Origin of the sequence: Agrobacterium sp. MS2, from assembly GCF_003261015.1 — a bacterium.
Taxonomy (GTDB): Bacteria; Pseudomonadota; Alphaproteobacteria; order Rhizobiales; family Rhizobiaceae; genus Agrobacterium; species Agrobacterium pusense.
In genome coordinates this window covers 78,497-90,609 of the sequence record NZ_QLNF01000012.1, presented here as the reverse complement: position 1 = coordinate 90,609, position 12,113 = coordinate 78,497, and the positions used below count along the sequence as shown (strand labels likewise).

Here is a 12,113-nt window from a genome sequence, read left to right as displayed (position 1 = left end):
CACGAATTTAAAGGCAGCGTTAACCCTGCCTCCCTATCCTCTTTTGCCACAATACCGGTACTTGGAGGCGCGCGATGGCACGGCCGAATTTCCGCTACACGCATTATGACCTGAAGGAATTGCGGGCGGGCACGATCATTGAAGTATCTCTCTCGGCCATCAACAATGTCCGGTTGATGACGGGCGCGAATTTCCAGCGCTTCACCGAATTGCTCGATTTCAAGTATCTTGGCGGCGTCGCGAAAAAGTCGCCAATCCGGATCGCCATCCCCGAAACGATGCACTGGCATCTGGTGATCGATGCCGACGGGCATAACGGCCTGGCGGAATCATCGGTCAAGATGCTGCCGGCGCAGCCGCAGGCCGCGCCTCAGCGCAAGGCATCCTGACTTATTTGAAAAACAATGCGATAGCGCAGTTTCGCGACTCTTTTTGGCAAGCGCCTGAATCATTTTGTGAAGATGAGGGCTAACGCGATTCCCGCTCGCGACGCAGTTTCGCCCACCAGTCGAGACGTTTGCGGATTTCGCGTTCGAAACCTCTGTCCGGTGGATCGTAAAAGGTGGTCCGCCCCATTTTTTCCGGGAAGTAATCCTGACCCGAAAAAGCGTCCGGCTCGTCATGATCGTAACGGTAGCCGTCACCATATCCCTCGCCCTTCATCAGCTTGGTCGGTGCATTCAGGATGTGTTTGGGCGGAACAAGCGAGCCATTTTCCTTCGCGGCGCGCATCGCAGCCTTGAAGGCGGTATAGACGGCATTCGATTTCGGAGCGGTGGCGAGGTAGACGCAGGCCTGCGCCAGCGCAAGTTCACCCTCCGGTGAACCAAGATAATCATAGGCATCCTTGGCAGCATTGCAGACGGCGAGCGCCTGCGGATCTGCAAGGCCGATATCTTCCACCGCCATGCGCACCAGCCGCCGGCCGATATAGAGCGGGTCCTCGCCGGCATCAAACATGCGGGCGAGATAATAAAGTGCTGCATCCGGGTCCGATCCACGCACCGACTTATGCAGCGCGGAAATGAGATTGTAGTGGCCGTCCTGGCTCTTGTCGTAGACGGGCGCACGGCGTTGCACGATGCGCGTGAGCCCTTCCGTGTCGAAGGTTTCATCTTTCCGCGCCGCGCGCCAGACTTCTTCGGCAAGCGTCAACACCGCGCGACCGTCGCCATCGGCCATGCGGACCAAGCTTGCACGTGCATCCTCCGTCAGTGGCAGGGGCTTCTGCTCCGCCTCCTCCGCGCGCTTCAGAAGCTCGCTGAGACTGTCCTCGTCATGCGACCGAAATGTCAGGACACGAGCCCGCGACAACAGAGCGGCATTCAGTTCGAACGAGGGATTCTCGGTGGTCGCACCCACCAAAATAATGGTGCCGTCCTCCATGACAGGCAGAAAACTGTCCTGTTGCGCACGGTTGAAACGGTGAATTTCGTCGACGAAAAGCAGGGTCTGGCGACCGTTCATGCGCCTTGCACGCGCCGCTTCGAAAACCTTCTTGAGATCGGCGACGCCGGAAAAGATCGCTGATATCTGTTCGAAAGCCAGCCCCGCCTCGCCGGAAAGCAGTCGGGCGACCGTCGTCTTGCCAGTGCCTGGCGGCCCCCAGAAGATCATCGACCCCAGCGAGCCGCTATCGATCATGCGGCGCAGAACGCCCTCCTCGCCCGTCAGATGCGGCTGCCCGCTTACTTCCGCCAGCGTCTTCGGGCGCAGGCGATCGGCGAGAGGCCGCCGGTTGGCGACCTCCACCGGCACTTGCGGGGCGAAGAGATCGTCGCTCATCGGAGGAACTGCCGGATACGCTGCCCGTCACGCAGGATTTCCACCCGCCAGAAACCAGGATTGTCATCCAGCGCCTTTTCGACAGCGGCCGTGGAGCCGATATCTGCGCCGTTCAATGAAAGGATCACATCTTTCGGCAGAAAACCGACACGATAAGCCGGCGAGCCACGCTTCACATCGGTGATGACGACACCCGTGACCTGCGAGGGCATGCGCAATTCGTCAGCAAGCTTCGGCGAAAGATTGGCAACGGTCGCGCCGGCGAACGGATTGCGGCCTTCGATCAGCCGTTCGTCGCGGGGAGCGGTTTCGGGCGCAATGTCAAGTGCAATCGTCAGCTTCTTTTCCTTGCCCTTGTCCATGACGGTCAGTTCAGCAGATTTGCCTATGCCGGCCGTGGTCAGGCGGTAACCGAGCGCATCGGGATGCTCCACCTCCAATCCGTTGACCGCAGTCACCACCTGGCCCGGCTCTATGCCGGCCTTTTCCGCGGGGCTGCCTTTGACAACGCTGACGACCAGCGCTCCCCGGGCGCGATGCAGGCCAAGCGCCTCCGCGACATCCGAAGTGACGGGATCGAAGGTCGCGCCAATATAGGGCCGCTGGAAGTTCGCATCGCCCCGTTCAGCAGCAGCCACAAAAACCCGGACCAGATTGGCCGGAATAGCGAAACCGATGCCGTTCGAGCCGCCGCCCTTGGAGAAGATGGCAGTGTTGATGCCGATCAGCTCGCCAGCCATATTCATCAGCGCGCCGCCGGAGTTGCCCGGGTTGATGGAGGCGTCGGTCTGGATGAAGAAGCCGAAATCGCCCTGCGTCACCTGGTTGCGGGCAAGGCCCGAGACGATGCCGCTCGTCACCGTCTGACCGACGCCGAAGGGGTTACCGATCGCCAGCACCAGATCGCCGACTTCGATCTTGTCCGAATTGCCGAGCGGCAGCACCGGGAACTGCTCCTTGGCATCGATCTGCAGCACGGCAAGATCGACCCGGTCATCTTTCATGAGAACCTTGGAGGAAAATTCGCGCCCATCCGCAAGCGCCACCTTGATGTCGTCAGCACCGTCAATGACATGATTGTTGGTCACCACGAGACCGCCGGCTGTGACGATGACGCCTGAACCGAGCGACGACTGCTTTTCCGTGCGGTTCGGCATTTGCTGCCCGAAAAACTGTTCGAAGAAGGGATCACCGGCGAAGGGCGACAACCGCCGCTGCACGATGCGTTCGGCATAGACATTCACCACCGCGCCGGCGGTGCGCTTGACCAGCGGCGCGAAGGAAAGCTGCATTTCCGTGTGGCTGGACGGCACGGTCCTGTTGTCCTGCGCCCGGGCACCCGCTGGCAGGAGAATAAGCGCGGCGAGAAAGCCGGTGGACAGATACTTCAACACGCTTCGCATGTGATTCCTCATCGTCATCAGTATGATGGAGTTATAACGTCAAAGCCTGTAAAGCAAAGAGCGGCAAGATGATGACCGTGGGTTTCAGGCACGGCGGCTTCCGCTGATGGAACCAGCAAAGGCGTATTTTGGTTTCATCCGCACCAGCAGTCCTTAACAGAGACAAGCCATGCATTTGAAAAAGCCCCTCCTCGCCTGCGGCATCCTTTTTGCTTCCTCGCTCCTCTCAACGGCCGGTGCTGCAAGTTTCGACTGCACGAAATCCGATCTCGCAGCCGATGAAAAGGCCATCTGCGACAACCGCGCCCTGAACGATCAGGACGTGAAGATGGCCACCACCTTCGATATCCTAACCCAGCTGATGGCCATGGGTGCCCGCGACACGTTGCGCGACGAGCAGAGCCAGTGGCTGAAGAAGCGCCAGGAATGCGCAGCCGACGTTGCCTGCCTTACCGGCGCCTATGAGGAGCGCATGAAACGTCTCGGCGAGGCATTTCAGAGCATCAACCGGCCGCTCTGACCCGATCATACCGCGCGGATGACGTTCTCCATGAGGCCATGCAGCTGGTCGCGATAACCGGTTCGGGCCGATGGCGCGTCTTCACGAGAGGTCATCACGACGGACAGTCGTTTTGCCGGCGCGATGTACAGCATCTGCCCGCCATAACCCCAGGCATAATAGACCGTCTCGCCCGCCATCTCCCTGATGAACCAGCAATAACCGTAACCGTCGCCGTTGAAGACCGAATTGGTGCGCTGTCGCCATGATTGCTCGATCCAGTCCTGTGAAATCAACCGCTCACCACCGGGTGTCACGCCGCCTCTGCGGTAAAGCTCGCCGAAGGCCAGCAGCGACCGCGCGGTCATCGCCATCTGGTTGCCGCCGAGATAGATGCCCTGCGGATCGCGCTCCCAGCCGCCGATGGAAAACCCTTCCAGGGGCCGAAACCAGTCTCGGGCAAGAGAAAGCGTCGAACGGCCGGATGCCTTCGTCAATATCGCCGACAGCAGATGTGTCGACGCCGTGGAATAAAGCATGCCGCCACCCGGCTCTCCGGCGAAACCCGACCCCAAGGCCATCCGCACCCAGTTGCGGCTGGCGACCCAACGGCCGTAATTCGGCCCGGACATGCGCTCCAGACCGGATTGCATTGACAGGAGGTTACCGACGGTGATCCGCTCCAGCCGGGGATCGGGGTTTTGCGGAAATTCACCGCGCAGAATGGTCGCGATCGGCTGGTCCGCACCTTGGAGAATCTTGCGATCAATCGCCATGCCGACCAACGCGGAGATGATCGATTTTGAGGCCGATTTGATATTGGTGGAGCCGTTCAAACCGGCACCATGATAGGCGCGGCTAGCGATCTCCTCGCCATCGATGCTGACAATGACGGTCTTGAGGCTGGACAGTGCATCCGCCTCCCTCAGCAACGGATCGAAACGGACGTTGTTCCCGGCGCTCTGGGCACGGGCAAGTGAGGCGAAGGGTAGCGATGCCATGAGGGCGAGTGCGGTTCGTCTTTTCATGGTGATGAAGTTAGGCATCGCTGCTTTCTGGAAAAGGGTCGCTGGACGAACATCACTCCAATGTGACTGCCACGCCAGAAACAATCTGCAGTCAGCTCCACATTTACGATGGAAAAACAAAACGTTGAAGGGATACCAGGAATCATCCCGCGAAGTAATTGAATCTGTTTGTGAGCCGAATTCACTCCAAATTCAGACAGCAAAAAGCCGCTCAGAGAGCGGCTCAACTTAAATGGAGGTGGAGAGCTTTCTCCTCCGCCCTGCCGGACTTGATCCGGCATCAGGCACGGCTCGTCTGCGCCGTAAGAAGAGTCTCTTGCGATCAAGGACTTGATCGCGCTGGACCCCGGATCGGTTCCGGGGTGACGAAGCGTGCTTGTATTGCTCTTCGAGCACTCCGGGAAGAAAGCGACGCATCAGGCGTAACCTTCCAGCCCACTCTGCGACAGGATTACTCCGGCAATATCCGCACAGCACCCTTGTCTGCGCTCGACGCAAAGGCCGCATAGGCCTTCAGCGCCGTTGTGACATTGCGCTTGCGCGGTGCTTCCGGCTTCCAGCCCTTCTCTTCCTGCTCGGCCCGGCGCGAGGCCAGCTCCGCATCGGAAACCTTCAGGTTGATCGTGCGGTTCGGAATGTCGATCTCGATCAGGTCACCCTGACGCACGAGGCCGATGGCGCCGCCCTGTGCCGCTTCCGGCGAGGCGTGGCCGATGGAAAGGCCTGAGGTGCCACCAGAGAAGCGACCGTCGGTGATCAGCGCGCAGGCTTTGCCGAGGCCCTTGGATTTCAGGTAGCTGGTCGGATAGAGCATTTCCTGCATGCCCGGGCCGCCCTTAGGACCTTCATAACGGATGACGACGACGTCGCCCGCCTTGACCTCGTTGCCGAGAATGCCCTTAACCGCCGCGTCCTGGCTTTCGTAAACGACCGCCGGGCCGTTGAATTTCAGGATGGACTCATCAACACCTGCCGTCTTCACGATACAGCCGTCGAGCGCGATGTTGCCGTAAAGCACGGCAAGACCACCATCCTTGGAGAATGGTTTCTCGACCGAGCGAATGACGCCATTGTCGCTGTCGGTATCCAGATCGTCCCAGCGCGAGGACTGGCTGAAGGCAACCTGCGTCGGCACGCCGCCGGGGGCCGCCTTGAAGAATTCACGCACCGTCTCGCTGTTGGTGCGGGTGATGTCCCAGCGGTCGATGGCGTCACCCAGCGTCGCTTCATGCACCGTGTAGGTATCGCGGTTGATCAGACCGCCGCGCTCCAACTCGCCGAGAATGCGCATGATGCCGCCAGCGCGGTGAACGTCTTCCATGTGAACGTCCTGCTTGGCGGGCGCGACCTTCGAAAGGCACGGAACCTTGCGGGAAAGACGGTCGATGTCTTCCATGGTGAAATCCACCCCCCCCTCGTGCGCGGCAGCCAGAATATGCAGCACCGTGTTGGTGGAGCCGCCCATGGCGATATCCAGCGACATGGCGTTTTCAAACGCCGCCTTGTTGGCGATGGTCCGCGGCAGAACGGTTTCGTCTTCCTGCTCGTAATAACGGCGGGCCAGATCGACGATCAGATGACCGGCCTCGACGAAAAGTCGCTTGCGATCCGAATGGGTGGCAAGCGTCGAGCCGTTACCGGGCAGAGACAGGCCCAGCGCCTCGGTCAGACAGTTCATTGAATTGGCGGTGAACATGCCGGAACAGGAACCGCAGGTCGGGCAGGCCGATCGCTCGATAACCTTGACGTCCTCGTCAGAAATCTTGTCATCGGCGGCAGCCACCATGGCGTCGACCAGATCGAGCGCGACGGTTTTGCCATGCAGGACAACCTTGCCCGCTTCCATCGGACCACCGGACACGAAGACGGCGGGGATGTTGAGGCGCATGGCAGCATTCAACATTCCGGGGGTGATCTTGTCGCAGTTGGAAATGCACACCATGGCATCGGCGCAATGGGCATTGACCATATATTCGACCGAGTCAGCAATGATCTCGCGCGAGGGCAGCGAATAAAGCATGCCGTCATGGCCCATGGCGATGCCGTCATCGACCGCGATGGTGTTGAATTCCTTGGCAACACCGCCGGCCGCCTCGATTTCACGGGCAACCAGCTGGCCGAGATCCTTGAGGTGGACGTGGCCGGGCACAAACTGCGTGAAGGAATTGACGACAGCGATGATCGGCTTGCCGAAATCGCTGTCCTTCATGCCGGTGGCGCGCCAAAGGCCGCGCGCGCCCGCCATGTTGCGGCCGTGGGTTGTCGTTCTTGAGCGATAGGCTGGCATGGTGTTTTCCTCAATCTCGGGGCGAAGCGCGCCTGCCCGCAACGCGGTGGAAGCTGCCTCTGCCCTATTTTGCGGTGTTTCTAACGCAAACCGCAAGCGCTGTCACTGTCACCTTAGGGCAAAACAGTACGGTTCGGTACGGTACGCCTTTCCCTTAACGCGGGCGAGCGGACGACGGCCTATCACAAATGCGCGATTTCCGTCTGCCCGGCGCTGTTTTTCCGCAGCAGATTGAAACATATCTGTGCAGCGGCCGTATTGGCTATCATAATCGATTTATCGCCGATGCACCCGGCTTTTGTGGAGGTTCCAATGCCCGCCTATCGTCCGCCCCATATTTCGGCAAGCGAAATCACGCCGAAAAACATCTACCTTTCCAGACGCGGCTTCCTCGGCACAGCGGCGGGCCTTGCGGCAATAGGGCTTGCGGGCCGTGAGGCGGTTGCTGCTCCGCTCGCGGCGAAACCCGGCGCTTACAAGCTGGATGAAAAACTCACGCCGCTTGATGCCGTCACCAGCTACAACAACTTCTACGAATTCGGCGTCGGCAAATCCGACCCCAAGGAAAATTCCGGCAAGTTCAAACCCACACCCTGGACCGTGAAAGTGGATGGCCTCGTTTCCAAGCCACAGGAATTCGGCATCGAAGAGCTGATGAAATATCAGCTTGAGGAACGCACCTACCGCATGCGCTGCGTCGAAGGCTGGTCGATGGTCATTCCATGGATCGGCTTCCCACTTACAAGCCTGCTCGACAAAGTCGAACCGCTGGGCAGCGCGAAATATGTTTCCTTCGAGACGGTGGTGCGGCCAGAGGAAATGCCCGGACAGAGCGGCCTGTTCCAGCCCCTTTCATGGCCCTATGTCGAAGGTTTGCGCCTCGATGAAGCCCGCCATCCCCTGACCATCCTTGCCGTCGGCCTTTATGGCGAGACGTTGCCGAACCAGAACGGCGCACCGATCCGGCTTGTCGTGCCGTGGAAGTACGGCTTCAAGGGCATCAAATCCATCGTCCGCATTTCGCTTGTCGAGAAACAGCCGGAAACGACCTGGAAAAATTCCAACGCCCGCGAATACGGCTTCTATTCCAACGTCAATCCACATGTGGACCATCCCCGCTGGAGCCAGGCGACGGAGCAGCGCATCGGCGAAGGCGGCTTCTTTGGCACCCAGAACCGCCCTACCCTGATGTTCAATGGCTACGATGAAGTAGCGAGCCTCTACGCCGGCATGGACCTGAAGGCGAATTATTGACCATGGCTTTCGCCTTCACCTTACCCTCTCTGCCGAAGCGTTACCAACCGGCGGCCATCTGGTCGCTGTATGTCATCGGCCTTGCTCCCGGCGTCTGGTATTTCTACCTCGCCGCAACCGGAGGCCTCGGCTTCAACCCGGTCAAGGATTTCGAACACCTCCTTGGCATCTGGGCGCTTCGCTTCCTCTGTCTAGGCCTGCTGGTGACGCCGCTACGCGATCTCTTCAACATCAACCTCATCGCCTATCGTCGGGCGCTGGGCCTGATTGCCTTTTATTACGTATTGGCGCACTTTACCGTCTATCTGGTGCTGGACCGTGGCCTCGTCTTCAGTTCCATCGCTGGTGATATCCTGAAGCGGCCTTATATCATGTTCGGCATGGCGGGGCTCGTCATGCTCCTGCCCTTGGCGCTCACTTCCAACCGGTGGTCCATCCGCAAGCTCGGAAGCCGCTGGAACACGCTGCATAAACTCGTCTATCTCGTCCTCATCGTCGGCGTGCTGCATTTCGTGCTGGCGCGAAAATCGATCACGCTGGAGCCGGTGTTTTATATCAGCACCATGGTGGTATTGCTCGGCTATCGGCTGGTGCGGCCGACGATCATGGCGCGGAAGCGGGGAAGACGCGCCGTTGGCAATGCACAGCAACGCCCGTCAAAAACATGAAACCGACGGACCAAAACCCGAAAACCTCGCAACGCCCTAAAATTGCCGGCTCCAGTCAAGCGGCTGTTTCAGAGATTTTCAGCATCATGGCAATGGGGATGGCTCTCGCCCCCACTGATATTGCCCGGACGATGAACAGCGGTCATCGGAACGCACTATCAAAGCTTCTCGAACACATTGAGAATGGCGAGATCAATGAAGAAGACCTGCAAAAGCTTTGGCTGGCTCATCATGCTTCGGACCGTGTCGCCCTGATGGCGCCACTTGCCGATCTTATTCGTCAAATCAGCCAATATTCGCCCGATCGCCAGCCTTAAACACAGAAAACAACGCAAACAAAAAAGCCGGGCGATCTCTCGCCCGGCATTTTAACTCATGACACCCGAAAGGCATCAAACCTTATGCAGCTTCGGCAGCAGCAGCTTCAGCGGCAACGCGAGCCTTGTCGGCTGCGCCCTTGGCGTCAACGTCGCGCTCGACGAATTCGATGACGGCGAGAGCGGCATTGTCGCCCTGGCGGAAGCCGGCCTTCATGATACGCAGGTAGCCGCCGTTACGGTTTGCGTAACGTGCTGCGATCGCGTCGAACAGCTTGCGAACAGCGTCCTGATCCTTGATCTGCGAAATCGCCTGACGACGAGCGTGCAGGTCGCCGCGCTTGCCGAGAGTGACGAGCTTCTCAACGATCGGGCGAATTTCCTTCGCCTTCGGAAGCGTGGTGACGATCTGCTCATGGGTGATGAGCGAAGCAGCCATGTTGGCAAACATTGCCTTGCGGTGGCTGGCGGTTCTATTGAGCTTGCGGCCTGAATTACCGTGGCGCATTGCTATTCTCCTTCTACGCAGGTTCCTTCTTTAAGGCCTGCCGTTTCCTGGCACATGCAGGTGACTTACCTGCTGTTTGACGGGGAAAGGCAGTCTTTGAGGTCTGCCTTCTTGTTTGTTAGTACTGGTCTTCGTAACGCTTTGCGAGATCTTCGATGTTCTCAGGCGGCCATGCCGGCACTTCCATGCCGAGGTGCAGACCCATGGAAGCGAGAACTTCCTTGATTTCGTTCAGCGACTTGCGACCAAAGTTCGGCGTGCGGAGCATTTCGGCTTCGGTCTTCTGGATCAGGTCGCCGATGTAAACGATGTTGTCGTTCTTCAGGCAGTTTGCCGAACGAACCGACAGCTCGAGCTCGTCGACCTTCTTGAGAAGCGCCGGGTTGAACGCGAGTTCCGTAACCGATTCTTCTTCTGCTTCCTTCTGCGGCTCGTCGAAGTTGACGAAGACGCCCAGCTGGTCCTGAAGAATGCGAGCGGCGAAGGCAACGGCGTCTTCGCCGGAAACCGAACCGTTGGTCTCGATCGTCATGATCAGCTTGTCATAGTCGAGAACCTGGCCTTCACGGGTGTTTTCAACCTTGTAGGACACTTTCTTGACCGGAGAATAGAGGCTGTCCACCGGAATGAGGCCAATCGGGGCATCTTCCGCGCGGTTGCGCTCAGCCGGTACGTAACCCTTGCCGTTGTTGACGGTGAATTCCATGCGGATTTCAGCGCCATCGTCGAGCGTGCAGATCACGTGGTCGGGGTTCAGGATCTCGATGTCACCAACCGTCTGGATGTCACCAGCGGTCACGGCACCCGGGCCCTGCTTGCGCACGACCATGCGCTTGGAATCGTCGCCATCCATCTTGATGGCGATTTCCTTGATGTTGAGCACGATATCCGTCACATCTTCCCGAACGCCGGGGATGGAGGAGAATTCGTGCAGGACACCGTCGATCTGCACGGCCGTAACAGCGGCGCCGCGCAGAGAAGACAACAGAACGCGACGCAGCGCGTTGCCGAGGGTAAGACCGAAACCACGCTCCAGCGGCTCGGCAACGAGCGTTGCCTTGGTGCGGCTGGACGAGGTGAACTCGACCTTGTTCGGCTTGATAAGTTCCTGCCAGTTCTTCTGAATCATCTTTAAACCTTCCGTTCGCCGCCACCATCCAATCGTGACGGACCGAGCATGAAAACACCGAGAGGAACCAAATTCAGCGGTTCATCGGTGGGTTCTTGAGCGCAAGTCCGCCGATCGAAATCGACGCGCACACGCCAGATACACGAAAATTCCGCCAGACCTGAGGTAAGGCGGAATTTCCGAACCACGGTCGCGTCAGACGCGGCGCTTCTTGCGCGGACGGCAACCGTTGTGCGGGATCGGCGTCACGTCGCGAATGGAAGTGATCATGAAACCGGCAGCCTGCAGGGCGCGAAGTGCCGATTCACGGCCGGAACCCGGACCGCAAACTTCAACTTCAAGCGACTTCATGCCGTGTTCCTGAGCCTTCTTCGCGCAATCTTCAGCAGCGATCTGGGCAGCGAACGGGGTCGACTTACGCGAACCCTTGAAGCCCTTGGCACCAGCGGACGACCAGGCAATAGCATTGCCCTGCGCGTCGGTGATGGTGATCATCGTGTTGTTGAAGGTCGAATTGACGTGCGCGACGCCAGACGTGATATTTTTGCGTTCGCGACGACGGACGCGTGCGGCTTCCTTGGCCATTTTATACCTTTCATTGATCTCTTCACCGCCGTAACACCAGCGGCTACACCGGCAATCAGCCCGTAACCGAGCTTTTCGCCAAACTCAGAAAGGCTGGCGCGGACTGCACCAGCCTCCCCTTTCCGGAGAACCGGAAAATTACTTCTTCTTACCAGCGATAGCCTTCGCCGGACCCTTGCGGGTGCGGGCGTTGGTGTGCGTGCGCTGACCGCGGACCGGAAGGCCACGACGGTGACGCAGGCCGCGGTAGCAACCGAGGTCCATCAGACGCTTGATGTTCATCGACGTTTCGCGACGCAGGTCGCCTTCGACCTGGTAGTCGCGGTCGATGGCTTCGCGGATCTGAAGAACTTCAGCATCCGTCAGCTGATGAACGCGCTTGTCAGCCGGAAGACCGACCTTGTCCATGATTTCCTGCGCGAATTTCGGACCAATCCCGTGAATGTAGGTCAGCGCAATAACAACGCGCTTCGCAGTCGGGATGTTGACGCCAGCGATACGTGCCACGTCTTTTCTCCTTGGTTCCAGTTGCCATCCGGCAAGTGGTGATTCCATTCGAGCGGCCGACAAGACCGCCAGTTCAAATTGATGTCCGTGACAAGTCAAAACGACCGAACCCGGATCTCCCTTCCCTAAGGGAAATCCGCGCC

Annotated in this window: 13 protein-coding genes; 5 read left to right on the top strand and 8 right to left on the bottom strand. The window is 58.9% G+C overall.

Features of this window, described 5'->3' with window-relative positions; all coding sequences use genetic code 11:
• Positions 1-74 precede the first annotated feature (74 nt).
• Positions 75-389, top strand: a complete 315-nt coding sequence (locus DOU54_RS05045; protein WP_004442557.1) for a DUF1883 domain-containing protein — start codon at positions 75-77, stop codon at positions 387-389.
• A gap of 79 nt (positions 390-468) precedes the next feature.
• Here DOU54_RS05045 and DOU54_RS05040 read toward each other — a convergent pair whose 3' ends face one another.
• Both DOU54_RS05040 and DOU54_RS05035 read right to left on the bottom strand, forming a co-directional pair.
• Positions 469-1,785, bottom strand: a complete 1,317-nt coding sequence (locus DOU54_RS05040; RefSeq protein WP_022556524.1) for a replication-associated recombination protein A — start codon at positions 1,783-1,785, stop codon at positions 469-471.
• On the bottom strand, positions 1,782-3,188 hold the full coding sequence (locus tag DOU54_RS05035; protein WP_022556525.1) for a DegQ family serine endoprotease: 1,407 nt from the start codon (positions 3,186-3,188) through the stop codon (positions 1,782-1,784). Before DOU54_RS05035 ends, DOU54_RS05040 begins: the two co-directional genes overlap by 4 nt.
• 169 nt (positions 3,189-3,357) lie before the next feature.
• Between DOU54_RS05035 and DOU54_RS05030 the strand changes: the two genes are divergently transcribed.
• The gene (locus DOU54_RS05030) at positions 3,358-3,708 is read left to right on the top strand and encodes a lysozyme inhibitor LprI family protein (protein ID WP_004442563.1); all 351 of its coding nucleotides are present in this window, start codon (positions 3,358-3,360) and stop codon (positions 3,706-3,708) included.
• A 5-nt stretch (positions 3,709-3,713) separates the two neighbouring features.
• On the opposite strand, the gene DOU54_RS05025 is transcribed toward DOU54_RS05030, so the two are convergent.
• On the bottom strand, positions 3,714-4,715 hold the full coding sequence (locus DOU54_RS05025) for a serine hydrolase domain-containing protein (protein ID WP_107339401.1): 1,002 nt from the start codon (positions 4,713-4,715) through the stop codon (positions 3,714-3,716).
• Positions 4,716-5,166: 451 nt separating this feature from the next.
• Positions 5,167-7,002, bottom strand: coding sequence for a dihydroxy-acid dehydratase (ilvD, locus tag DOU54_RS05020; RefSeq protein ID WP_006697627.1), 1,836 nt, complete (start codon positions 7,000-7,002; stop codon positions 5,167-5,169).
• A gap of 312 nt (positions 7,003-7,314) precedes the next feature.
• On the opposite strand from ilvD, the gene msrP reads away from it, so the two are divergent.
• Genes msrP through DOU54_RS27110 form a run of 3 tightly spaced genes read left to right on the top strand, consistent with a single transcriptional unit; the run spans position 7,315 to position 9,241 of the window.
• Positions 7,315-8,256, top strand: coding sequence for a protein-methionine-sulfoxide reductase catalytic subunit MsrP (gene msrP / locus DOU54_RS05015; protein WP_037092978.1), 942 nt, complete (start codon positions 7,315-7,317; stop codon positions 8,254-8,256).
• A gap of 2 nt (positions 8,257-8,258) precedes the next feature.
• Positions 8,259-8,924, top strand: a complete 666-nt coding sequence (gene msrQ / locus DOU54_RS05010) for a protein-methionine-sulfoxide reductase heme-binding subunit MsrQ (protein WP_113381311.1) — start codon at positions 8,259-8,261, stop codon at positions 8,922-8,924.
• On the top strand, positions 8,921-9,241 hold the full coding sequence (locus tag DOU54_RS27110) for a hypothetical protein (RefSeq protein WP_004442573.1): 321 nt from the start codon (positions 8,921-8,923) through the stop codon (positions 9,239-9,241). The genes msrQ and DOU54_RS27110 overlap by 4 nt, the downstream gene beginning before the upstream one ends.
• Before the next feature lie 82 nt (positions 9,242-9,323).
• Here the strand turns inward: DOU54_RS27110 and rplQ are convergent, their stop codons facing one another.
• The 4 genes from rplQ to rpsM all read right to left on the bottom strand — a co-directional run bounded on the left by rplQ (position 9,324) and on the right by rpsM (position 11,970).
• Positions 9,324-9,749 (bottom strand): 50S ribosomal protein L17, encoded by a 426-nt coding sequence (rplQ, locus tag DOU54_RS05005; protein WP_003521014.1) that lies wholly within the window; start codon positions 9,747-9,749, stop codon positions 9,324-9,326.
• A 118-nt stretch (positions 9,750-9,867) separates the two neighbouring features.
• Positions 9,868-10,878 (bottom strand): DNA-directed RNA polymerase subunit alpha, encoded by a 1,011-nt coding sequence (locus tag DOU54_RS05000; protein WP_003495228.1) that lies wholly within the window; start codon positions 10,876-10,878, stop codon positions 9,868-9,870.
• A gap of 195 nt (positions 10,879-11,073) precedes the next feature.
• Positions 11,074-11,463: a 30S ribosomal protein S11 gene (rpsK, locus tag DOU54_RS04995; protein ID WP_003495225.1), complete on the bottom strand. Its 390-nt coding sequence runs from the start codon at positions 11,461-11,463 to the stop codon at positions 11,074-11,076.
• Between the two features lie 138 nt (positions 11,464-11,601).
• Positions 11,602-11,970: a 30S ribosomal protein S13 gene (rpsM, locus tag DOU54_RS04990; protein ID WP_003516122.1), complete on the bottom strand. Its 369-nt coding sequence runs from the start codon at positions 11,968-11,970 to the stop codon at positions 11,602-11,604.
• Positions 11,971-12,113 lie beyond the last annotated feature (143 nt).

Coding starts and splice junctions, on each gene's coding strand:
- msrP (WP_037092978.1), top strand. CDS start 7,315: ATGCCCGCCTATCGTCCGCCCCATATTTCGGCAAGCGAAATCACGCCG.
- DOU54_RS05025 (WP_107339401.1), bottom strand. CDS start 4,715: ATGAAAAGACGAACCGCACTCGCCCTCATGGCATCGCTACCCTTCGCC.
- ilvD (WP_006697627.1), bottom strand. CDS start 7,002: ATGCCAGCCTATCGCTCAAGAACGACAACCCACGGCCGCAACATGGCG.
- rplQ (WP_003521014.1), bottom strand. CDS start 9,749: ATGCGCCACGGTAATTCAGGCCGCAAGCTCAATAGAACCGCCAGCCAC.
- DOU54_RS05045 (WP_004442557.1), top strand. CDS start 75: ATGGCACGGCCGAATTTCCGCTACACGCATTATGACCTGAAGGAATTG.
- DOU54_RS05040 (WP_022556524.1), bottom strand. CDS start 1,785: ATGAGCGACGATCTCTTCGCCCCGCAAGTGCCGGTGGAGGTCGCCAAC.
- msrQ (WP_113381311.1), top strand. CDS start 8,259: ATGGCTTTCGCCTTCACCTTACCCTCTCTGCCGAAGCGTTACCAACCG.
- DOU54_RS05000 (WP_003495228.1), bottom strand. CDS start 10,878: ATGATTCAGAAGAACTGGCAGGAACTTATCAAGCCGAACAAGGTCGAG.
- rpsK (WP_003495225.1), bottom strand. CDS start 11,463: ATGGCCAAGGAAGCCGCACGCGTCCGTCGTCGCGAACGCAAAAATATC.
- DOU54_RS05035 (WP_022556525.1), bottom strand. CDS start 3,188: ATGCGAAGCGTGTTGAAGTATCTGTCCACCGGCTTTCTCGCCGCGCTT.
- DOU54_RS05030 (WP_004442563.1), top strand. CDS start 3,358: ATGCATTTGAAAAAGCCCCTCCTCGCCTGCGGCATCCTTTTTGCTTCC.
- DOU54_RS27110 (WP_004442573.1), top strand. CDS start 8,921: ATGAAACCGACGGACCAAAACCCGAAAACCTCGCAACGCCCTAAAATT.